The sequence below is a fragment of the Plantactinospora endophytica genome (assembly GCF_016862915.1).
Classification (GTDB): Bacteria; Actinomycetota; Actinomycetes; order Mycobacteriales; family Micromonosporaceae; genus Plantactinospora; species Plantactinospora endophytica.
Genome location: NZ_BONW01000038.1, coordinates 1 through 21,875 on the forward strand (window position 1 = coordinate 1; position 21,875 = coordinate 21,875).

18 protein-coding genes are annotated in these 21,875 nt (G+C 71.6%); 14 read left to right on the forward strand and 4 right to left on the reverse strand.

The features are described 5' to 3' along the window. Positions 1-165 precede the first annotated feature (165 nt). On the reverse strand, positions 166-1,278 hold the full coding sequence (locus tag Pen02_RS31475; protein ID WP_203869793.1) for a glycerophosphodiester phosphodiesterase: 1,113 nt from the start codon (positions 1,276-1,278) through the stop codon (positions 166-168). A 367-nt stretch (positions 1,279-1,645) separates the two neighbouring features. Between Pen02_RS31475 and Pen02_RS31480 the strand changes: the two genes are divergently transcribed. From Pen02_RS31480 to Pen02_RS31490, 3 genes are read left to right on the forward strand one after another with little or no spacing between them, the layout of a single operon-like run. Further along, positions 1,646-2,203 (forward strand): PadR family transcriptional regulator, encoded by a 558-nt coding sequence (locus tag Pen02_RS31480; RefSeq protein WP_203869794.1) that lies wholly within the window; start codon positions 1,646-1,648, stop codon positions 2,201-2,203. Further along, the gene (locus tag Pen02_RS31485; RefSeq protein ID WP_203869795.1) at positions 2,196-2,933 is read left to right on the forward strand and encodes an ABC transporter ATP-binding protein; all 738 of its coding nucleotides are present in this window, start codon (positions 2,196-2,198) and stop codon (positions 2,931-2,933) included. The genes Pen02_RS31480 and Pen02_RS31485 overlap by 8 nt, the downstream gene beginning before the upstream one ends. A gap of 3 nt (positions 2,934-2,936) precedes the next feature. Then, the gene (locus Pen02_RS31490; protein WP_203869796.1) at positions 2,937-5,231 is read left to right on the forward strand and encodes an ABC transporter permease; all 2,295 of its coding nucleotides are present in this window, start codon (positions 2,937-2,939) and stop codon (positions 5,229-5,231) included. A 149-nt stretch (positions 5,232-5,380) separates the two neighbouring features. On the opposite strand, the gene Pen02_RS42130 is transcribed toward Pen02_RS31490, so the two are convergent. Then, positions 5,381-6,763 carry a cytochrome P450 family protein gene (locus Pen02_RS42130; RefSeq protein WP_239141614.1) on the reverse strand — a complete coding sequence of 461 codons (1,383 nt, stop codon included), beginning with the start codon at positions 6,761-6,763 and terminating at the stop codon, positions 5,381-5,383. A gap of 143 nt (positions 6,764-6,906) precedes the next feature. On the opposite strand from Pen02_RS42130, the gene Pen02_RS31500 reads away from it, so the two are divergent. Both Pen02_RS31500 and Pen02_RS31505 read left to right on the forward strand, forming a co-directional pair. Beyond that, positions 6,907-7,725 carry an SDR family oxidoreductase gene (locus Pen02_RS31500; RefSeq protein WP_203869797.1) on the forward strand — a complete coding sequence of 273 codons (819 nt, stop codon included), beginning with the start codon at positions 6,907-6,909 and terminating at the stop codon, positions 7,723-7,725. 446 nt (positions 7,726-8,171) lie between these two features. Beyond that, a complete protein-coding gene (locus Pen02_RS31505) occupies positions 8,172-9,539 on the forward strand; it encodes a condensation domain-containing protein (protein ID WP_203869798.1) in 1,368 nt (455 codons plus the stop codon). 195 nt (positions 9,540-9,734) lie between these two features. Here Pen02_RS31505 and Pen02_RS31510 read toward each other — a convergent pair whose 3' ends face one another. Together Pen02_RS31510 and Pen02_RS31515 are read right to left on the reverse strand one after the other, a co-directional pair. Further along, positions 9,735-10,355, reverse strand: a complete 621-nt coding sequence (locus Pen02_RS31510; protein WP_203869799.1) for a DJ-1/PfpI family protein — start codon at positions 10,353-10,355, stop codon at positions 9,735-9,737. 10 nt (positions 10,356-10,365) lie between these two features. Then, positions 10,366-11,316 (reverse strand): GlxA family transcriptional regulator, encoded by a 951-nt coding sequence (locus tag Pen02_RS31515; protein ID WP_239141616.1) that lies wholly within the window; start codon positions 11,314-11,316, stop codon positions 10,366-10,368. A gap of 509 nt (positions 11,317-11,825) precedes the next feature. Between Pen02_RS31515 and Pen02_RS31520 the strand changes: the two genes are divergently transcribed. Genes Pen02_RS31520 through Pen02_RS31560 form a run of 9 tightly spaced genes read left to right on the forward strand, consistent with a single transcriptional unit; the run spans position 11,826 to position 21,868 of the window. After that, on the forward strand, positions 11,826-13,028 hold the full coding sequence (locus Pen02_RS31520) for a dipeptidase (protein ID WP_203869800.1): 1,203 nt from the start codon (positions 11,826-11,828) through the stop codon (positions 13,026-13,028). Continuing rightward, positions 13,025-14,662, forward strand: a complete 1,638-nt coding sequence (locus Pen02_RS31525; RefSeq protein WP_203869801.1) for an ABC transporter substrate-binding protein — start codon at positions 13,025-13,027, stop codon at positions 14,660-14,662. Before Pen02_RS31520 ends, Pen02_RS31525 begins: the two co-directional genes overlap by 4 nt. 35 nt (positions 14,663-14,697) lie before the next feature. Further along, complete coding sequence (locus tag Pen02_RS31530) at positions 14,698-15,651, forward strand: ABC transporter permease (protein WP_203869802.1); 954 nt, start codon at positions 14,698-14,700, stop codon at positions 15,649-15,651. 58 nt (positions 15,652-15,709) lie between these two features. Next, a complete protein-coding gene (locus Pen02_RS31535; RefSeq protein WP_203869803.1) occupies positions 15,710-16,606 on the forward strand; it encodes an ABC transporter permease in 897 nt (298 codons plus the stop codon). 3 nt (positions 16,607-16,609) lie between these two features. After that, positions 16,610-17,785, forward strand: coding sequence for a M24 family metallopeptidase (locus tag Pen02_RS31540; protein ID WP_203869804.1), 1,176 nt, complete (start codon positions 16,610-16,612; stop codon positions 17,783-17,785). Beyond that, entirely contained in the window at positions 17,782-18,651 is an 870-nt protein-coding gene (locus tag Pen02_RS31545; protein WP_239141618.1) for an alpha/beta fold hydrolase, read from the forward strand. The genes Pen02_RS31540 and Pen02_RS31545 overlap by 4 nt, the downstream gene beginning before the upstream one ends. Continuing rightward, positions 18,651-19,649: an ABC transporter ATP-binding protein gene (locus Pen02_RS31550; protein ID WP_203869805.1), complete on the forward strand. Its 999-nt coding sequence runs from the start codon at positions 18,651-18,653 to the stop codon at positions 19,647-19,649. Before Pen02_RS31545 ends, Pen02_RS31550 begins: the two co-directional genes overlap by 1 nt. After that, on the forward strand, positions 19,636-20,628 hold the full coding sequence (locus tag Pen02_RS31555; RefSeq protein WP_203869806.1) for an ABC transporter ATP-binding protein: 993 nt from the start codon (positions 19,636-19,638) through the stop codon (positions 20,626-20,628). Before Pen02_RS31550 ends, Pen02_RS31555 begins: the two co-directional genes overlap by 14 nt. 37 nt (positions 20,629-20,665) lie before the next feature. Continuing rightward, positions 20,666-21,868: a dipeptidase gene (locus Pen02_RS31560; protein WP_203869807.1), complete on the forward strand. Its 1,203-nt coding sequence runs from the start codon at positions 20,666-20,668 to the stop codon at positions 21,866-21,868. Positions 21,869-21,875: the final 7 nt, after the last annotated feature.

Below are 21,875 nucleotides of genomic sequence, written 5' to 3' on the forward strand. Positions count from 1 at the left end.
AGGTCGGCACGGGCCGAGCCAGGTCGGCACGGGCCGAGCCAGGTCGGCACGGGCCGAGCCAGGTCGGCACGGGCCGAGCCAGGTCGGACCGGATCAAGCCAGGTCAGGAGAGGGGTCAAGCCAGGTTAGACCAGGTCAGGAGAGGTCAAGCCAGGCTGGACCAGGTCAGGACAGGCCGGCCCGGGCCGCCACGGCGGTGTCCGGGTGGTCGCTGAACACCCCGTCCAGGCCGAGTCCGTAGAAGAGCTGGTACTCGGCGATGATGTCGCCCCGGGCGTTCGGGTCGGTACCGATCCGGAAGTCGACCGGCAGGAACTGGTTCTCCGCCCGGAAGGTCCAGGCGTGCACCACCAGACCGGTCCGGTGCGCGTCCCGCACCACGGCGGTCGGGGCGAGCAGTTTCCCGCTCGCGTCCCGGGGCACCAGCAGGTTCTTGTTCACCCCGATGCCGTCGGCGTAGCTGTCGATCCAGCGCAGGTTCTCCGGCTTGACCAGGTCGACGTAGGTACGCGGGTCGCCGGCCACGGCGAAGTCGTACGGCCGACCGGCGGCGTCCAGCAGTTGCGCCAGCCGTACGTCGGTCATCCGGTTCAGCTTGCGGAGGTTGGCGGTCTCGAAGGACTGGATGATCACCGGGTCCTTCTTGTCGGTCATGCCGTTCTTCTTCAGTACCCGGACCAGCGGCTCCTCGAGCGGCAGCCCGATCGACCGGAAGTAGGTCGGGTGCTTCGTCTCCGGGTAGATGCCGATGGTCCGGCCCAGCCGCCGGCTCTCGCTACGGGCCAGGTCGATGACCTCCTGGAGGGTCGGCACCGGGAGCTGTCCGTCGAACGCGGTGTTGGTCACCCGTACCTGTGGCAGCCGCTCCTTGGCCCGCAGCGTCTTCAGCTCGGCCAGGGTGAAGTCCTCGGTGAACCAGCCGGTCACCGCGGTACCGTCGATGGTCTTGGTGGTCCGGCGGGCGGCGAACTCGGGGTGGACGGCAACGTCGGTGGTACCGGATATCTCGTTCTCGTGCCGGGCCACCAGCACCCCGTCCCTGGTGGAGACCAGGTCGGGCTCGATGAAGTCGACGCCCATCCGGATCGCCAGCCGGTAGGCCTCCAGGGTGTGCTCCGGACGGTAGCCGCTGGCGCCGCGGTGGGCGATCACCAGCGGCCGGTCACCGGCCACCGGGCGGGACCGGTCGTCGTGTGCCGCAGCCTGGCTGGTCGGCACCGCCACGGCGGTCGCCAGCAACGCGCCGGCGAGGCCGAGCGCGGAAAGGGTACGTGCCAAGGTCGTCTCCCGTCGGTCGAAGCGGGGTCGCGCTGCCGCGCGCGGTCCCGCTCGTGGATCGACCTGGAATCCAACCGCGCCATGGCGACCGGCAGTCGGGCACCGGTTGGCCGGACGATGAACCTCCGGGGTGTCGATGCTGCCTGGACGTCCTGGTCATCCGCCCTCCTTCCGCCGTGCCCGCCCGGTGGACGGAATTATCGTCGACCGTCCACTGCGGTACGGCGCGATCCCGGCCCGCCGCTCGCCCGTGGCGCTGCCGCACGGCGACTCGGTGGCACCGGCCCGCCGGTCACCACTGGCGGAGACTCTTGACGGGACATGCCTAACGGTTAGACTCTAACCGTTAGGCATAGGGGGTCGGTGGATGAAACACGTTGTGCTCGGCCTGCTCGCCGCCGGCCCGGCCCACGGCTACGAGCTGCGTCGACGCTACGACGAGCTGTTCGCCGACGCCGGCGGCGAGGTCAACATCGGCCAGATCTACGTGACGCTCGGCCGGCTCGAACGGGACGGGCTGGTCGCACACACCGCCGAGTCCGGCGGCGACCGGCGGGACCGCAAGGTCTACCGGCTCACCGAGTCCGGCACGGCGACGCTGCACGAGTGGCTCTCCGCCCCCTCCGATCCCCCACTGGTGAAACCGGACGTGCTGCTCCGGCTGGTCGCCGCCCGGTTGGCCGCGCCCCTCCTACCGGACGTGAACCCACGGACCGTGATCACCCACCACCGGCAGCGCTGCCTGGAGGCGCTGCGGGAACTCGACCGGCAGGCGGCGCGCACCACCGCCGGAAGCGTCAGCGGCCTGCTCGTGCAGGCGAGCGCACTGCACCTGCAAGCCGAGCTGCGCTGGCTGGAGGCGTGCCAGCAGCAACTCGCGCAGATCGAACTCAAGACCTCCTGGAAGGAAAACGGGGATGAGTGAACCGCTGCTCCGCGCCCGCGACCTGTCCCGCACCTACCACGGCGGCGTACGGGACTTCGCCGCCCTGCGAGACGTCTCGATCGAGGTGGCCGCAGGCGACTGGGTCGCCGTGACCGGGCCGAGCGGCTGTGGCAAGTCCACCCTGCTGCACCTGCTCGGCGGGCTGGACCGCCCCGACCGGGGCGAGGTGTGGCTGGCCGGCCAGCGGCTGGACACCCGCTCGGAGAGCGAACGGGCACTGCTCCGCCGCCGGCACCTGGGCTTCGTCTTCCAGTTCCTCAACCTCGTGCCGACGATGACGGTGGCCGGCAACGTCGAGCTTCCGCTCGTGTTGCAGGGCATCGGCCGCCGCGACGCCCGGCGCCGGGCCCTGGAGACCCTCGACGAACTGGGGGTGGCCGACACCGCCGACGCCGCCCCGGCCGAACTCTCCGGCGGGCAGCAGCAACGGGTGGCCCTGGCCCGCGCCGTGGTGCACCGGCCCGACGTGCTGCTCGCCGACGAGCCGACCGGGGCGCTGGACTCGGCCGCCGCCGAGACCGTGCTCGACCTGCTGCGCAGACGCCACGAGGACGGCCAGAGCATCGTGCTCGTCACCCACGACCACCGGGTCGCGGCAGCCGCCGACCGGGTGGTGACGATGCTCGACGGGCAGATCGCCGACGAACGGGACCTGTCCGGCCCGACCGGCCGGCCGACGCTGCGCAACCTGATCAACCTGGAGGGCTGAGCCGTGTCCGCCATCCTCCGGCTCGCCCGGTCCGGCCTGCGCGGCGGCAACCGGGCCACGGCGATCGCCACCGTACTGGTCGCCGCGCTGGCCACCACCGGCGTCGTCGCCGGATTGTCGGTGCAGGGCCAGGGCGGCGCCGAGGTCGACCGGATCTACTCCGACGCCGGCCGACCCGACCTGGTCGTCTACGGCACCCCCGAGGCGCTGGCGGAGGTACGCCAGGACCCGGCGTTCGCGGCGACCGCCCCGATCACGCCGTACCTCGCCGGGGCGGTGACCCTCGACGGGGAGCCGGTCGACGCCCGGATCGCGGCCCCGTCCACCGGTACTCCCCCGGTGGGCCGGCCACTGCTGCGCAGCGGTGTCTGGCCGGCGGCCGGCGTACCCGGGGAGGTGGTCTTCGACCAGGCCGCCGCGACCAGGGCCGGCATCCGCACCGGCGACCAGGTCCGGCTGACCGTCGGCGGCCGGCCGGCGACACTGACCGTGGTCGGCACCGCGGTCGACCTGACCGACTGCTTCTATCCCGACTGCGATCCGATCCGGCTCTTCGTCGACCCGGCGACGTTGGACACGCTCGCCCCACCGGCCGGGACGGGTGAGCCGGTGCCGGACACGCGGGCGGCGCTGCTCGTCGGCCGGCTGGTCGACCCCGGGCAGGCCGACGCGGTGGCCGCCCGCCTCGGCATCCGCGCGGGCGTCGAGGGGGTCCAGCCGTGGCCGGACACCCGGGACGACATCCTCATCCGGGACCGGATCTTCGGCGCCTCGCTGGCCGGCTTCGGGATCTTCGTACTGCTCGCCGCCGCGTTCGTGGTCGCCGGCACCGCCACCGCCCGACTGCTGGCCCGGCGGCGGGAGGTCGCCCTGCTCCAGGCGGTCGGCTACACCACCCGACAGGTCATCACCGGACTGGTCGCCGAGGCGCTGCTGCTCGGTGCGGCCGGCGTACTCGCCGGATGGGTGGCCGGCACCCTGCTCGCCCCGTTCCTCCAGGTCGGTCTCGGCGGGGCGGTCGGCCGGCCGGAGCTGCGCATCGCCCCGCTGTCGCTGCTCGGCTCCGCCCTGCTGGTCGGAACCGTGCTCGCCACGGCCACCGTACTGCCAGCCTGGCAGGCCGCCCGACAGCCGGTCTCCGACGTGCTGCGCAACGCCCCGCCGCGCGGTACGGCACCGGCCCGGGTCACCCGACTGCTGGACCGGCTCCGGCTCGGCCCCGCCTACCGGTACGGCCTCGGTGCCGTACTCACCCGGCCGGGGCGGTCGGCGCTGACCGCCGCCGCGTTGGCGGTCGCCGTGGCGGCGGTCGTCGTCGGGGTCGGCTTCACCGCCACCATGGACCGGATGATCGCCGAGCCGGGCCGGGCCGGCGACCCCTACGACGCGGTCGTCGTGGCCGACGGCACCGACCCGGCCACCCTGACCGCCGCGCTGGCCGGCACACCCGGCGCCGCCGGCTGGTACAGCCAGCTCGACCGGCGGACCACCCTCGGCGACCAGACGTTCCTGTCCCGCGCGATCGGTGGGGACCCCGCCGCCGCACGGTTCCTGGTGCGCGAGGGCCGGCCGCTACGGGCACCCGGCGAGGCGATCGCCGGCTACGGCCTGCTGCGCCGCTTCGGACTCCAGGTCGGCGACACGGTCGAGGTCCGGGCCGGGGAGACGCCGCTGACGCTGACCATCGTCGGCTGGTACAGCGAGACCGAGGACACCGGTGAGATCCTGATGTACCGGGCGGAGATGCTGCCGGGCGTCGCGCCGGACGCGTACCTGGTCTCGGCCGGTCCGACCGGTACGCCGGAGACACTGGCCGGCGCCCTCCGCGACCGGCTCGGACCGGAAGTCGCGGTGCACGCCCGGGAGTCCGACCCCGCCGACCTCGGCATGTTCACCGTGGCGATGCGCCTGCTGGCCGCGCTCGTCCTGGTGGTCAGCCTGGCGAACCTGGCCGCCGCGCTGCTGACCGGTGCCCGGGAACGGTCCCGGACCCTCGGGGTGCTCCGCACGGTCGGGTTCACCGTCCGGCAGACCCTCGCCCAGTCCGCGACCGGCGGTGCCGCCCTCGGCCTGGCCGCCGCGCTCGTCGGGCTCCCGATCGGCCTGCTGGCGTTCCACCTGCTCACCGACCAGGTGATGACCGGCATCGGCGCCGGTCCCGGGCTCGCCGAAGCCCCGGCCGGCGCGCTGCTCGCCGGCACCGTTCCGGCGACCGCCCTGGCCGGAGCGCTCGCGGGCGTACTGGCCGCGCACCGGCTGGCCCGGACCCCGGCGACCGACCTCGTTCGGTACGAGTGACGGCACCGAGGGGTTCGATCAACCAGACGGGTCCGAAGCCAGGCGGGTTCGAAGCCGGACGGGTTCGATCGGCAACACGGTCTCGAATCAGCCGGACGGGTCGGGGGGCCGAAGGTGACCGGCGGGCTACTCAGGCCACGAGCTCTGGATCAGAAGGTGACGGGCAGGCTGGTCAGGCCACGGGTCCGGAACGACGGCCGCCAGGCCAGTTCGGCCGGGTCGACCGCCAGGGCCAGCTTCGGGAACCGGCGCAGCACCGCCCCGATCGCGATCTGCGCCTCGAGCCGGGCCAGCGGCGCGCCGACGCAGTAGTGGATGCCGTGTCCGAGGGTCAGGTGCCCGTTGTCCGGCCGGGTCAGGTCGAGCGCGTCCGGGTCGGCGAACCGCTCGGGGTCCCGGTTGGCGGCGGCGACGCAGAGCAGCACCGTCGCCCCGGCCGGAACGGTGACCCCGCCGATCGTGATGTCGGTGAGCGCGAACCGGCGCAGCGCGACGGTGGCCGGCGGCTCGTACCGGAGCAGTTCCTCGACGGCGGCCGTCGACGGCTCGACGCCAGCCCGTACCAGCGCGAGTTGTTCCGGGTTGCGCAGCAGGGCGAGCAGCCCGGAACCGACCACGTGCACGGTGTTCTCGTAGCCGGCGAAGAGTACGAGGAAGGCGAGCGAGGTCAGCTCGTCCTCGCTGAGCCGGTCGCCGCCGTCCTGCCTGGGCGGTGCGCTCCCGTCGGCGCCGGGCACGCCGACCCGGGACGGTGAGCCGTTGCCGCCGGCCTCGGCGGTGGTCGGCGTCGGCGAGGTGGTCGGTGCGGCGGTCGAGAATCTCGGCGAAGAAAGGGCTGCGGAGGTTGCGTCGTCCTCGTCGGTGTCCCGGGCGGCGATCATCGCGGTGAGCAGGTCGTCGCCCGGGTCGCGCCGCTTGTCGGCGATGAGCCGGACCAGGAAGTCCTGGATCGCCATGACCGCCCGGCCGGCCGCGCGCGGATCGTCGGCCGGCGGGGCGAGCATCGTGTCGGTCCAGCCGCGCAGTGCGGGCCGATCCTCCTCCGGCACCCCGAGCAGGTCGGAGATGACGGTGACCGGCAGCGGCCCGGCGTACTCGGCGACCAGGTCCGCCCGGCCGGCCGGGGCCATCCGGTCCAGCAGCGCCTCGGCCGCCGCCTCGATCTTCGGTCGCAGCCGGGCGATCCGCTGCGGCCCGAAGGCGTGCCGGACCAGCCGGCGGATCCGGGTGTGGTCCGGCGGGTCCATGTTCAGCAGGTTGGCGTCCAGCGCCGGAGGCAGCGAGAAGCCCTTCCAGCCGTCGGTGGAGTTCGCCTTGTCCAACGACAGCCGGGGATCCGCGAACCCGGCCCGTACGTCGGCGTAGCGGGTGACCAGCCAGACGTTCGCACCGTCCGGCAGGGTCAGCCGGTGCACCGGGGCAGCCGTGCGCAGGGCCGCCAGCCCCGGATAGGGGTCGGCGAGGAACCGTGCGTCGAACAGCGCCGCGGTGGGGATGGGGGCTCGGTCTTCCGTCTGCGGCGCTCCGGTCACCCGGACAGGCTACGCGCTGGCCGCGCGCCCGTCCGGCCCGCCGGTCACAACGGTCGGCGCTCCCCCGTCCCTTCCGCGACGGATTCCGTGACCGGCCGCCGACGCGCCGGTCCGGACCGATCTGACGACAGGCGGAGACTGCGATGAACATCCTGATCACCGGGGCCACCGGCCGACTGGGCCGGGTACTCACCCCGGAGCTGGCCCGGGCCGGGCACACCGTACGGGCCGCGAGCCGGGCCCCGGCCGGGGAACCCGCCTCGGCGGGTCCGTCGGGCGTCGGTGGCGACGTCCACCGGATCCGGCTCGACCTCGCGACCGGAGACGGCCTGCCGGACGCGGTCGACGGCGTCGACACCATCGTCCACCTGGCGTCCGCGCCGTACCAACGGGGCTACACCCGGCAGGTCGACGTGGTCGGCACCCGCCGGCTGGTCGAGGCCGCCGGCCGGGCCGGGGTACGGCACCTGGTGTACCTGTCGATCGTCGGCGCCGACCGCGTGCCGTGGCCGTACTTCCGGATGAAGATCGAGGCCGAGTCGCTGGTGGCGGCCGGGCCGGTGCCCTGGACGGTGCTCCGGGTCACCCAGTTCCACGAGTTCCTGGCCGGGGCGATGGCCCGGCTGCCCCGGCTGCCGGTGCTACCCGTCGATCCGGAGATCACCGTCCAGCCGGTCGATGTCGCCGACGTCGCCGCGCACCTCCGGCGTCGGGTTACCGCCCCGCCCGGCCGTACCACCGAGGAGTTCGGCGGGCCGGTGGTGCTGGGCGCGGGCGTACTGTTCCGGGACTGGCTCGCCGCCCGGCGGATCCGGCGGCCACTGCTCCGGGTACCCGTGCCGGGCCGGCTCGGCCGATCGTTCCGCGCGGGAGCGCTCGTCCCGTCGACCGGCGACCGGGGACGGATCACCTGGCGCCAGTACCTCGCCGGCACGTCGGACACGTCGGAGCAGCCGGAGTAGCGCACCCGTGCGGATCGCGCGGCAGGCGGCGCCGAGCAGGGCGGCGGACCCGATCGCCAGCGGTACCACCCGACGTCGCCGTGCCTCGACGCCTCGACGGCTGGGTGACTGGGTGACTGGAACATGATCCACAGGCGCGTTTATTCTGGAGGCCAGAACGCGCGACGCCGGCAATTCCGACGAAAACCGAGCGAACCCAACTGGGCGCGCGGCGGGGAGACAGCGCCGCGCCACCCCTGGTAACGTCGGCGACACTCGGCGTCGAATCATGGATCTCCATGTCTGTGCGTGACGTCGTCCCCCAACCGGCAGTTGCTCAGACAGGGAGTTGTCACTGCCCACATGAGCCGCTCAGTTCTCTTCGCATCGCGGGTGCGGACGGTCCCGGGCCCGGCGGTCGCCGCCGAGTTCCCGGACCCGGCCACCCGCCCCCTGGAGGTGACGGGATGACCAGCCCGGTGGACGTACGGGACAGTTATCCACTCTCGCCGGTCCAGCGCGGCATCCTCCGTCGGGCGGCCGGCGAGACGGATCCGGCGACCGACCTCGAACAGGTCCGGCTCGTCATCCGTGGCCGGCTGCGGGTCGCCGAGTTCCAGCAGTCCTGGCACCGGGTGATCGCCCGGCACGAGGTGCTGCGCAGCGGGTTCGTCCGCGACGATGCCGACGCCGCCGCCCAGGTGGCCACGGTGGAGACGCCGCCGCCCAGGTGGCACCTTGACGACCTGCGGACGATCCGGGCCTGCCAGCGTCGCCGGGGCCTCGCCGAGTTCCTCGTCGCCGACCGGTCCCAGGGTTTCACTCTGGACGCTCCGCCGCTGTCCCGGTTCGCCCTGCTGCGGGTCTCCGAGACCGAACACCTGCTGGTGTGGACGGCGCACCACCTGGTCGTCGACGGCTGGAGCCTGCCGATCCTGCTCCGCGAGGTGTTGGCGGAATACCGGGCGGCGCTCGAAGGCCGGGATGCCGCACTGCCGACGCCGATGCCGTTCCGCGACCACGTCGCCTGGTCCGCCGCGCACGACCTCGCCGAGGCGGAGGAGTTCTGGCGTGCCGAGCTGTCCGGTCGACCGGTGCCGAGGCCGTTGCAGAGCGACCCGCCGGACTGGAGCGGCGACCCAGCCGACGCGTACGGCGAGGACTCGCTCGAACTGACCAGCGACGACACCTACCTGCTGCAGGAGACCGCCGGCCAGCAGCGGATCACGCTCAACACCGCGATCCAGGGCTGCTGGGCCCGGCTGCTCTCGGTCCGGGACGGCGTCGACGACGTCGTCATCGGCTCGACCGTCGCCGGCCGGGGAGCCGGCCCGGCGGCGACCGAGACCCTGGTCGGGCCGCTGGTCAACACCCTGCCGCTTCGGGTACGCATCCGTCCCGACCAGCCGGTCGGGGTGTGGTTACGGGGGTTGCAGGCCCGGCAGTCGCTGACCCGCCCGTTCGACCACGTGCCGCCGGCACTGCTCCGGAGCTGGGCCGGGCCACCCGCCGGGGTGCCGCTGTACGAGAGCGTGCTCGACTTCGAGACCTATCCGATGGACAACGACCTGTTCACCGGCACGGCCGACGCGTCGACCCTCTCGGTACGCTTCGACGGTCGGTGGGCAGCGTCGCGGCACCCGTTCACCCTGCTCGTCGTACCGGGCGACCGGCTCGGGTTGCATGCCAGGTACGACCGCCGCCGGCTCGGACCGGAGACCGTCGTACACCTGCTCGGTGACCTCGCGCTCCTGTTGAGCCTGGTCGCCACGGATCCGGACCGCCCGGTCTCGGCCCTCGTCCCGCCCGACGACGAGCCGTACCCGGCCGGCTGACAGCCACCGATCCCGCCCCCGGCCGCAACCGCGCGACGCCCGGCACACCGCTCGGTCGACCGCTGTCCCGGGCAATCCGGCAGGTCGGCGCGTCCGGGTCCAGCACGAAGCGTCCGGGGGTCCAGCACGAACCGGCCGGGTCGAGCACGAACCGGCCGTCCCCGGTCTCGACCGGGGGACAGTCCGCCGCCGGACTCAGCGCAGTCCGGCGGCGAATCGGGCCCGGACCGCCGGGGACGCCTTCGCCGGGGAGCCGGCGTCGAACGGCGGCTGCGGGTCGTACTCGATGGCGAGCTGGATCGCCTCGGCGGTGGTCGGGTCGGCGACCTGGGCGGCGAGGGTGAGCGCCATGTCGATCCCGGCCGAGACTCCGGCGGCGGTGACCAGTTTTCCGTCGGTGACCACCCGGTGTGCGGTGTAGGTGGCGCCGAAGGACTCCAGCATCTCGGTGCGCCGCCAGTGCGTGGTGGCGGTCCGCCCGTGCAGCAGTCCGGCGGCGCCGAGCAGCAGGGATCCGGTGCAGACCGAGGTGGTCCACCGGGTGTGCTGGTGCATCCGGCGGATCCAGTCCAGCAGCGGCCCGCCCGCCAGGTAGGCGTCGACGGCGCCACCGGGCACCATCAGCACGTCACAGGAGTCGATCTCGTCCAAGGCGGCGTCGGCGGTGAGGGCCAGGCTGCCGACGTTGTTGCGGACCGGACCGGTACGGGTCGCCGCGAACACCACCTCGGCACCGGGCAGCAGTTTCAGGACGTCGTACGGGCCGACCGCGTCGAGCGCGGTGAACCGGTCGAAGAGCGGGATGACGATCCGCATGGTGTTCCTCTCAGCCGAAGTGGTGGCGGTACTGGCCGGGGGTGACCCCGATCGTGCGTCGGAAGCAGCGGTGCATCGTCTCGACCGTGCCGAATCCGCAGTTCCGGGCGACGGGGCCGAGTGGGGTGTCGGTGGTCTCCAGCAGCCGTCGGGCGGCTTCGATCCGGACCGACTCGACGTACGCGGCGGGGGTCTGTCCGGTCTGCGCGTGGAAGACCCGGGCGAAGTGCCGCTCGCTCATTCCGACCCGGGCGGCGAGGGCCGGCACGCTCAGGTCGTCGGCGAGGTGCTCGGCCAGCCACGCCTGGAGCTGGCGCAGCCCGGGTCGAGCCGGCCGCTGCGCGGCGAGTTGGGTGCTGAACTGGGCCTGGCCGCCGGGCCGCTGGACGAACATGACGAGTTGTCGGGCGATGGTCCGGGACAGTTCGCCGCCCTGGTCCTGTTCCACCAGGGCGAGTGCGAGATCCATCCCGGCGGTGACTCCGGCCGAGGTCCAGACGTCGCCGTCGCGGACGAAGATCGGATCCGGTTCGACCGTCACCGTCGGATACCGGCGGGCGAGTTCGGCGCAGCTCCCCCAGTGCGTGACCGCCCGCCGGCCGTCGAGTAGTCCCGCCTCGGCCAGCAGGAACGCTCCGCCGCACACCCCGGCGACCCGCCGCGCCCGGCTGGCGGCGCCGGCCAGCCAGCCGATCAGCCGCCGGTCGTCGCACGCCTCGGCGCGGCCCCGGCCGCCGGCCACCACCAGGGTGTCGATCGGTCCGACGCAGTCGTCGACGCCGAGGTCGGCGGTGACGGTCAGGCCGCCGCTGGCGGTGACCGGTCCGGGCAGTGGTGCGACCGTCTCCAGCCGGTAGCCCGCCGCCAGCCGCTCGGCCTGCGCGAACACCTCGTGCGGGCCGGTCAGGTCGAGCACCTGGAACCTCGGGAAGATCACGAAAACGATCCGGCGTACGTCCACCCGGCCATCGTTTCCGGCACCGGAGCTGGCAGCAATGACAGGTCACTGACGATTTCCGCCATCGCCGCAGTCGACCGGGCGGGCCGCAGGCACCGGTGGACGACGCCGACGCCGAGTTCGAGTGCGGGACCAGTCCGGTCGGACCCGCCCTCCGGACCCGCCGACCTCGGTCCCGCACCGGTCCCATCATGTGGCGCCGAGCCGAGGCAGGGGCTGGACGAACGGCTTTGCCCGACACCCCTTTCCGGCAGTGGTCAGACCTCCGGACAGTTGATCTCCACGATCCACGCCCACCCCGAACCCGGTCGACCGAGCCTCCGATCCCGCGTGGAACCGGCCTTCCCAACGCCGCTACCAGCAGATTCCGTCGCCAACAACCGCCGACAGAAGAGATAACGGTCGGATCACGAGATCTTCCCAATGCGCAAGGTTCTCGCGTACGGTCCCGGAAAGGCAGGAGGTCAGACCTCCATCCTCATGCCTCTGAGTGTTCCGAGGTGAGCTGACTAGTGCAGGAACGTGCTTCCCGCTATGCGGGATACCGGTCGTTCGACTATCTGACCCCGCAGGTCGACTTCAAGGTGTTCGACCTGGCCCCACAACTCGGTCGGGTGCCCGCCCACGATCTCGGCCTGACCGACGACCAATCCGACCGGGTCTCCCGGCTGCTGCGCGAGCACACCGCGATCTCGCTGCACGAACACCCCAAGATCCTGCCGGCCGACGTGACCCAGCTACGGGACTACAACCGGACCGGACGCAACTCCTTCGGGTTCGAGGGCCTGGCCCGGTCCGGGATGACCGCGGTGTTCGACAACTTCATGAACGGCACCGGCTGCGTGACCAGCGAGCACGCCTGGAAGTGGGACGACGTCATCTACGACATCGGCCTGCGCTTCGCCGACATCGCCAAGCAGGACTACGTGGTCGTGGCGACCACCCTGGAAGAAATCTTCACCGCCAAGCGCAACGGCCAGCTCGCCCTGGTGGCCGGGCTGGAGGCGGCCACGATGATCGAGAACGAGCTGGACCGGATCGACATCCTGTACGGCTTCGGCGTACGCCAGATGGGCATCGCGTACAGCCAGGCGAACATGCTCGGCTCGGGGCTCTCCGAGGACCGGGACGGCGGGCTGACCCACTTCGGTCGGCGCGCGGTCGACCGGATGAACAGGCTCGGCATCGCCATCGACGTGTCGCACTCCGGCGACCAGACCTCGCTGGACGTGATCGAGGCGAGCCGAGTGCCGGTCTTCGTCACCCACGCCGGAGCCCGCGCGGTCTGGAACACCCCCCGAATGAAGCCGGACGACGTGATCCGGGCCTGCGCCGAGCGGGGCGGGGTGATCGGCATCGAGGCCGCCCCGCACACCACGCTCTCGCAGGCGCACCCGCACCACTCGATCGAGTCGGTGATGGACCACTTCGTCTACTGCGTCGACCTGGTCGGCATCGACCACGTGGCGTTCGGCCCGGACACCAACTTCGGTGACCACGTCGGACTGCACGACAGTTTCACCGGCCACCTGGCGATCGGCAAGGCGCACGGCGCCGTCGACCACCCCCGGGTGCCGTACGTCTCCGGCCTGGAGAACCCGGCGGAGTGCTTCAGCAACATCGTCGGCTGGCTGGTCACGCACGGCTACTCCGACGACGAGATCGCCAAGGTCATCGGCGGCAACATCATTCGCGTTCTTCGGGAGGTTTGGTGAGCAGGACATTTTCCGGCCGTACCCGCCGGTGGCGGGTTGCCGTCGCGCTCGGCGCGGCAGCCGCGCTCGGCCTGTCCGGGTGCGGACTCAACGAGGGGAACTCGTCGTCCGGTGAGGGTTCCGGCGGCGACGCGGTGCTGCGGGTCGGCACCACCACCGACGTGTCGAACTTCAACCCGCTCCAGTCGCTGAGCAAGACCGACTCCTGGATCCTCAACGCGATGTACCCGCACCTGCTGCGGATCGACGAGAACGCCAAGAAGGCGCCGGAGCTGGCGAAGGAATACACCTACACCGACGGCGGCAAGACGGCGGTCTTCACGCTGCGCGACGACTTCACCTGGACCGACGGCAAGCCGGTGGTGGCCGAGGACGTCAAGTTCAGCGCCGAGTCGATCATGAAGTACAAGCTGGGCAACGTGGCGGCCAAGCTGACCTGGGTCACCTCGATCGAGGCACCGGACGCGACCACCGTGAAGTTCCACCTCTCCCAGCCGTACGCACCGTTCGCCGAGGGCGTCGGGTTCTGGATGTCGATCGTGCCGAAGCACATCTTCGAGGGCGCCGGTGACCTGTCGAAGTTCGCCAACGACTCGAACTGGGTCGGCGCCGGGCCGTTCGTGCTGGAGAGCGCGACCAAGGGCCAGCGGTACGTGATGAAGCGCAACGACAGGTACCCGCTGGCGCCCGGCGGCAAGCCGGCGGTCGGCAAGGTCGAGTTCCGGCTCTACCCGGACGTCAACACGATGATGCTGGCGCTGCGCAACGGCGACATCGACCTGATGGGCACCCCGGTACCGGCGTCGGCGGCGAAGACCTTCGCGAACGACTCGAAGATCAAGCTGGCCAAGGTCGGCGCGCTCGGCTTCGCCCACCTGACCTACAACATGAACAACAAGGACCTGGCCAGGCAGGAGGTCCGGCAGGCGCTGTCGATGGCGGTGGACACCAAGTCGATCATCTCGTCGGTACTCCAGGGCGACGCCCGGGAGATGTCCGGGCCGATCTCGCCGATCTTCGCCGACTACGACAACACCGAGATCCAGCCGTACCCGTTCGACCCGGCCGGGGCGAAGGCCAAGCTGGCGGCGGCGGGCTACAAGGACGGAGACGGTGACGGCCTCTTCGACGGCCTCGACCTCGGCGTCGCCTGCGACCAGTCGAACGCCAACATCACCCGGGTGGTGCAGCTCTTCCGGGAGAGCGCCGCGAAGGCCGGCATCAAGCTGACCAACGAGTGCGTGGAGCGGAACACCTTCCTGTCCCGCACCAAGGACGGCGAGTACGACATCGACGCGTCGCAGTGGGGCGTCTTCGACAACCCGATGGACCAGCTCCGCAGCACCTACCTCTCCAGCAACCCGGGCGGGATCAACTACAACCTGCTCAAGTCGCCGGAGATCGACCGGTTGATCGACGATGCGGCCGGCACCACCGACCCGGCGGCGTTCGCCACGAAGATCAAGAACATCGACAAGGTGGTGCACGAGCAGGCGTACCTGACGCCGCTCTACGTGGAGAACTTCCAGTTCGCCTACAACGCCAGCAAGTTCACCGGCTTCGTGGCCTCGCCGTCCGACCTGCTCGGCATGGTCACCGCGTACTCGCTGGCCCAGGTCAAGCCGGTCGGCTGACCGGCGCGACGACGTAGAAGGGAGGGGTCCCCCACGTGGCACGCTTCGTGCTCAACCGGGCGCTGAAGGCCGTACTGACCGTCTGGATAGCGATCACCGCGACGTTCTTCCTGCTCCGGTTGCTGCCGGGGGACCCCACGACCCTGATGGTCGAGGGGGACATGACGCCGGAGATGCGGGCGGCGCTGCTCAAGACGTACGGGCTGGACCGGCCGCTGCTGGAACAGTACGTGTCGTACCTGCGCGAACTGCTGCACGGCAACTTCGGCATCTCGTTCCGGCAGATCCAGCCGGTCAGCGACATCCTGCTCGACCGGCTGCCCTGGACCCTGCTGCTGGCCGGGGTGGCGTTCCTGCTCACCATCGCCGTCGGCATCCCGATCGGGGTGTACGCGGCGGCACACCGGGGCCGCTGGCCCGACCGGCTGCTCCAGGGCTTCGGCATCGCCGGGCACGCGCTCTTCGTGCCCAGCGTGGCGATGCTGCTGCTGGTCTGGCTCGGCGCCCGGCTCGGCTGGTTCCCGATCGGCGGGGCGATCGACCCGGACACCCGGGGCCTCGCCGCCTACCTGAGCCTGGCACACCACCTGGTGCTGCCGGTCGCCTCGCTGGTGCTGGTGCAACTCGGCCCGTACGCGCTGACCCTGCGGACCAACCTGATCGACGTCCTCGGCGAGGACTACATCCGGGCGGCCCGGGCGCGGGGCCTGTCCGGGCGGCGTCGACTGTGGAAACACGGCCTGCGCAACGCCATCCTGCCGGCGCTGACCCTGATGGGGCTGCAACTCGGCACCCTGGTCGGCGGCGCCGTACTCACCGAGACCGTCTTCGCCTATCCCGGCGTCGGCCGGCTGATCTACGAGGCGGTCGGGCAACGCGACTATCCCGTCCTGCAAGGAGCGTTCATCATGCTCGCCATCACCGTGGTGGTCGCCAACGCGCTTACCGACCTGCTCTACGCGGTCCTCAACCCGAGGATCCGACTGTGAGCGCGGGCAGCGGGCCGGGCCGCCGTGCTCCGTCGTCGCGCCCGGAAGGGCAACCGCGATGAGCGCGCCGCTGGTGACCGAGGCGGAGGCGGCGGCGACCGCTCCGGCGACGGAGCCGGCCGTCGGCACCCGGTCGGCGTGGCGGACGTTCTTCCGGCAGCCGTCCGGGCTGCTCGCGGCGGCGGTGCTGGTGGTGATGGTACTGCTGGCGGTCTTCGCGCCGCTGATCGCCGACGAGCCGGGCGGTACCAGCCCGGACGTGCTCCGGTCCCCGTCCGGCGGGCATCTGTTCGGCACCGACGACCTCGGACAGGACATCTTCGCCCAGGTGGTCTGGGGGACCAGGACCAGCCTGCTGATCGGGGTGGCGGCCTCGCTGATCGCCATCGTGCTGGGTACGGCGATCGGGCTCGCGTCGGCGTACTTCCGCCGGGTGGACGCGGTCGGCACGGTGGTCACCGACGTGATGCTGGCGCTGCCCACCCTGCCCCTGATGATCATGCTGGCCGCGATCGTGAACCCGAGCGTCTGGACGCTGACCGTGATCATCGGCGTCTTCGCCTGGCCCGAGGTGGCCCGGCTGATCCGGTCGCAGGGGCTGGTGGTCAGCGCGATGCCGTACATCGACGGGGCCCGGGTGCTCGGCGCCAGCGGATGGCGGATCGTCACCCGGGAGATCCTGCCGGCGGTGGTACCGCTGATCGTGGTCAGCGTGCTGCTCACCGCGTCCCGGGCGGTCATCTCCGAGGCCGGGCTGAGCTTCCTCGGCCTCGGTGACCCGGACGCCTGGTCGTGGGGGCGGATCCTGCTCAACGCCCAGCGCAGCGGGGTGGTCGCCATCGCCTGGTGGCAGACCCTCTTCCCGTCGCTGGCCATCCTGCTGCTGGTGCTCGCCGCGACGGTCGCCGGTATGCGGTTCAACGACATCCGAGACCCCCGCCGGAACGGAGGCTGACCCATGCGTCTGCCCGACAGTTTCTACTCGTCCGTCCGGGCCCGGCTGGCCGACGCGCTCGACGTACGCGGCCTCGACGGGTTCCTGGCCACCTCCCCCGCCGACGTGGCGTTCCTGAGCGGGTTCTTCTACATCGCCACCGAGCGGCCGGTCTATCTCTGGATGCCCCGGGAGGGCGATCCGCTGCTGGTCATCCCCCGCCTCGACGAGGAGTACGCCGCCCAGCAGGGCATCACCGTCGAGACGGTCAGCTACTTCGAGTTCCCCGGCGTGGTCAGCGCCGAGCAGACCCTCGGCGCGGCGCTGGCCGGCCGGAAGGCGAAGCAGATCGGGGTGGGCGCGGGGTTGTCGATCGGGGCGTACCGGGCGCTGTCCCGGGCGCTCGGCGGCAGCACCCTGGTCACCACCGACGCGGTGGCGAAGCTGCGGCTGCGCAAGTTTCCCGAGGAGATCCCGTGCCACGAGGCGGCGGCGCGGATCTGCGACGAGATGCTCGGCGCCGGCCGGGAACTGATCGCCGAGGCGCTGCGCCGGGGCACCGAACTCCCCCGCGAGGACGAGATCGCCCGGCACGTCATCGGGTACGGCACCGACCGGATGTACGCCGACTACGACCTGGTCGTCTACACCACCAAACTGGCCGGCGGGCTGGTCTACGCCGGCCCGAACTCGGCGCTGCCGCACGGCCTGCCGACCCGGCGCCGGATCCAGCCCGGCGACACCCTGATCCTCTCCCTCGGCGCGGCGGTGGCCAGCCGGTTCGTGGAGAGCGAACGCACCTTCGTGGTCGGCGAGCCGACACGTGAGCAGCGGCGCTACTACGAGGCGGACCGGGAGGCGCAGGAGGTCGGTACCCAGGCGATGCGGGCCGGCCGGACCTGCGCCGAGGTGAACCGGATCTGCCTCGACGTGCTGCGCGGGCACGGCCTGGGTGACTACATCCGGCACCGGCAGGGGCACGGCATCGGGTTGCAGAACCACGAGGCGCCCTGGGTCGAGGACGGCGACGACACCGTGCTGGAGCCCGGAATGCTGCTCTCCAGCGAGCCCGGCGTCTACGTACCCGGGCACGCCGGCTACCGGATCTCCGACACCGTACTGGTCGAGGAGGCCGGGCCGCGCCGGCTGACCGGCTATCCGCGCGATCTCGCGTCCAACATCATCGAGGAGGTCAGATGACCGTCGACAGTTCGCCCGGTTTCGCGGGCCGGCTGACGATCAACGGCGCCGAGCTGGTCGTCGAGGCGTACGGCCCCGAGGACGCACCGGCCGTGATCGTGCACCACGGCGCACCGGGGCTGGGCTCCCGCGCCGAGCCGAAGAGGTCGTTCGGGCCGTTCGCCGACCAGTACCGGGTGATCGTCTTCGACGCCCGGGGCTCCGGCGAGTCCAGTGACGACGAGCCGTTCACCCACGAGCAGTGGGTCGCCGACGTCGACGCGATCCGGGAGTACTTCGGCTACGAGAAGATCGTGATGGCCGGCGGCTCGTACGGCGGCTTCATCTCGCTGGAATACGCCGTCGCGCATCCGGACCGGGTCGCCGCACTGGTGCTGCGGGACACCGCCGCCGACAACGGGCACAACGAACTCGCGGTCGAGAAGGCGAAGAACACCGACCGGACCATGATCCCGCAGTGGGCGATCGACCGGATCGGCACCGGACACTTCGAGAGCAACGAGCAGCTCCGGGAGTACTGGAAGGCGATCCTGCCGCTCTACGACCACCAGCACGACCCGGCGAAGGACGCCGCGAAGCTGGCCGCCACCCGGTTCCACTACCGGACCCACAACGCCGCCTTCGGGCAGAACATGCCGCGCTACGACCTGAAGCCGCAGCTTCCCTCGATCACCTGCCCGACCCTGGTCACCGTCGGCCGGCACGACTGGCGTACCCCGGTCGCCGCCTCACAGGTGATCGCCGACCTGATCCCGGACGCCCGGCTGGTGGTCTTCGAGCACTCCGGGCACTCGCCGCAACTGGAGGAGCCGGAGCTGTTCCAGCGCACGGTGCGGGACTTCCTCGACTCGGCCGGGATCCGGTAATGGCCCTGCTGGAGGTCGAGGACCTGCGGGTCAGCTTCCCCGTTCCCGGGTCCGGTGGCGACGCGACCAGCTCGGTGCACGCGGTCAACGGGGTGTCACTGGCGCTGGAGTCCGGCCGGACGCTGGCGATCCTCGGCGAATCCGGCTCCGGCAAGAGCGTCACCGCGCAGGCGGTGATGGGAATTCTCGACGAGCCACCGGCCCGGGTCGCCGGCTCTGTCCGGCTGCGCGGCCGGGAGCTGCTGACCCTGACCCCGAAACAGCGGGACCGGGTCAGCGGCGAGGAGATCGGCATGGTCTTCCAGGACGCGATGGCCGCGCTCAACCCGGTCTACACGGTCGGCGAGCAGCTCGGCGAGCTGCTCCGGGTCCGCCGGGGACTGTCCCGGTCCGCCGCCCGGCGCCGGGCCGTCGAGCTGGTCGACCGGGTGCACATCCCGGCCGCGAAGGACCGGGTACGCGACTATCCGCACCAGTTCTCCGGCGGAATGCGGCAGCGCATCATGATCGCGCTGGCGATCGCGCTGGAGCCGGACGTGCTGATCGCCGACGAGCCGACCACGGCGCTGGACGTGACCGTGCAGGCGCAGGTGATGGAGCTGATCGCGGAGATCCAGCGGGACAGCGGGATGGCACTGCTGCTGATCACCCACGACCTGGGCGTGGTCGCCGAGGTCGCCGACGACGTGGCGGTGATGTACGCCGGCCGGATCGTCGAGCGGGCCACCGTGCAGCAGGTCTTCGCCGGCCCGGCGCATCCGTACACCGAGGGGCTGCTCGCCTCGATGCCCCGGATCGACCGCCGCGACGAGGAGCTGTACGCCATCCCCGGTGCCCCGCCGAACCCGGCCCGGCTGCCCGCCGGCTGCCCGTTCCACCTGCGCTGCCCGCGCGCCGACGACGTCTGCCGGGCCACGCTGCCGGTGCTGGAGCCGCTGCCCGACGGCCGCGCCAGCGCCTGCCACCACCGGAAGGAGTTGCTGCATGTCGGTGGATGACGAACTCGTGCTGCGGGTCGACGACCTGGTCCGGCACTTTCCGGTGAAGGGGCGGCTGCCGTTCACCTCCGGCGGAGTGGTCAAGGCCGTCGACGGGGTCTCCTTCGACCTGCGCCGGGGCGAGACGCTCGGCATCGTCGGCGAGTCCGGCTGTGGCAAGAGCACCCTGGCCCGGATGCTGGTCGGGCTGGAACGGCCGACATCCGGTGAGGTGCGGTTCGGCGATGCCGTGGTGCACGCCGCCCGGGGACGGAACCTGCGGGCGCTGCGCCGACGGATCCAGATCGTGCTCCAGGACCCGTACACCTCGCTGAACCCGCGCCGGACGGTACGGGAGATCCTGCTCCAGCCGTTCGAGATCCATCCCGACGTGCTGGACCGGGGACGGCGACTGGACCGGGTGAAGGAGCTGCTCGACCTGGTCGGGTTGGACGGCAGCCTGCACCTGGACCGCTATCCGCACCAGTTCTCCGGCGGGCAGCGGCAGCGGATCGGCATCGCCCGGGCGCTGGCCCTGCAACCCGACGTGATCGTCTGCGACGAGCCGGTCTCCGCGCTCGACGTCTCCGTCCAGGCCCAGGTCGTCAACCTGCTGGAACGGCTCCAGCGGGAACTCGGGGTGGCGTACGTCTTCATCGCCCACGACCTGTCGGTGGTCCGGCACATCTCGGACCGGGTCGCGGTGATGTACCTCGGCAAGCTGGTGGAGCGCGGCCCCGAACGGCTGCTGTACGACGCGCCGGCCCACCCGTACACCAAGGCGCTGCTGTCGGCGGTGCCGGTCCCCGAACCGGTCGGCCGGGCGCAGCGGAAGCGAATCCTCCTCGCCGGTGATCCGCCCAGCCCGGTCGACCCACCCTCCGGCTGCCGGTTCCGGACCCGCTGCTGGCAGGCGACCGAAACCTGTGCCATCACCGAACCCGTACTGGCCGGCGGCGACCGCGCGGTCGCCTGCCACTACCCGCTGGCCGCCGCCTAGCCGCTCGCGCGACCCGTCCCGTCGTAAGGAGAAAGTCTTGCTGCAAGAACCCGCTTCCCGGTACCAGGGCCACAAGTCCTACTCGTACCTGGAGCCACACGCCGACTACCGGGTCTTCGAGCTGGCCCCGGAGATCGGTCGGGTACCCGAGCACGACCTCGGGCTCTCCGACCCGCAGCGGCAGCGGGTGACCCGCCTGCTGGCCGAGCACATCGCGATCTCCCTGCACGAGCACCCGGTGATCCTGCCGGCGGACGTCACCGAGCTGCGTGCCTACAACCGGACCGCCCGGCAGCGGACCGGCTTCGAAGGGCTGGCCCGGTCCGGCCTGACCGCCGTCTTCGACAACTTCATGGCCGGCGCCTCCTGCGTCACCAGCGAGAACGGCTGGAAGTGGAACGACCTCGTCTACGCCCTCGGGATGCGGATGAGCGACATCTACCAACAGGACTACGTCACGCTGGCGACCTCGCTCGACGACATCCGGGCGGCGAAGCGGGACGGCCGGCTGGCCCTGGTCGCCGGGCTGGAGTGCAGCAGCCCGATCGAGAACGAACTCGACCGGATCGACATCCTGTACGGCTTCGGCGTACGCCAGCTCGGCATCGCGTACAGCCAGGCGAACATGCTCGGCGGTGGGCTGTCGGAGGCCCGGGACGGTGGGTTGACGCACTTCGGCCGGCGCGCGGTCGACCGGATGAACAAGCTCGGCATCGCCATCGACATCTCGCACTCCGGCGACCAGACCTGCCTGGACACCATCGAGGCGAGCCGGGTACCGGTCTTCGTCACCCACGCCGGGGCGCGCTCGGTCTGGAACACCTCGCGGATGAAGCCGGACGAGGTGATCCGGGCCTGCGCCGAGCGGGGTGGGGTGATCGGCATCGAGGCGGCTCCGCACACCACCCTCTCCGAGGCGCATCCGGAGCACTCGCTGGACTCGGTGATGGACCACTTCACCTACTGCGTCGACCTGGTCGGGATCGACCACGTGACGTTCGGCCCGGACACGATGTTCGGCGACCACGTCGGGGTGCACAAGACGTACGCCGGCAACTACGGGCACGACTCGGGCAACAAGCCGGCGCACCCCCGGGTCGAGTACGTCTCCGGGGTGGAGAATCCCGGCGAGGCGTTCGGCAACATCGTCGGCTGGCTGGTCAAGCACGACTACTCGGACGACGAGATCGCCAAGGTGATCGGCGGCAACACCATCCGGGTACTCGAACAGGTCTGGTGACGACGTG

Coding starts and splice junctions, on each gene's coding strand:
- Pen02_RS31505 (WP_203869798.1), top strand. CDS start 8,172: ATGACCAGCCCGGTGGACGTACGGGACAGTTATCCACTCTCGCCGGTC.
- Pen02_RS31480 (WP_203869794.1), top strand. CDS start 1,646: ATGAAACACGTTGTGCTCGGCCTGCTCGCCGCCGGCCCGGCCCACGGC.
- Pen02_RS31550 (WP_203869805.1), top strand. CDS start 18,651: ATGGCCCTGCTGGAGGTCGAGGACCTGCGGGTCAGCTTCCCCGTTCCC.
- Pen02_RS31555 (WP_203869806.1), top strand. CDS start 19,636: ATGTCGGTGGATGACGAACTCGTGCTGCGGGTCGACGACCTGGTCCGG.
- Pen02_RS31485 (WP_203869795.1), top strand. CDS start 2,196: ATGAGTGAACCGCTGCTCCGCGCCCGCGACCTGTCCCGCACCTACCAC.
- Pen02_RS31535 (WP_203869803.1), top strand. CDS start 15,710: ATGAGCGCGCCGCTGGTGACCGAGGCGGAGGCGGCGGCGACCGCTCCG.
- Pen02_RS31500 (WP_203869797.1), top strand. CDS start 6,907: ATGAACATCCTGATCACCGGGGCCACCGGCCGACTGGGCCGGGTACTC.
- Pen02_RS31545 (WP_239141618.1), top strand. CDS start 17,782: ATGACCGTCGACAGTTCGCCCGGTTTCGCGGGCCGGCTGACGATCAAC.
- Pen02_RS31540 (WP_203869804.1), top strand. CDS start 16,610: ATGCGTCTGCCCGACAGTTTCTACTCGTCCGTCCGGGCCCGGCTGGCC.
- Pen02_RS31510 (WP_203869799.1), bottom strand. CDS start 10,355: ATGCGGATCGTCATCCCGCTCTTCGACCGGTTCACCGCGCTCGACGCG.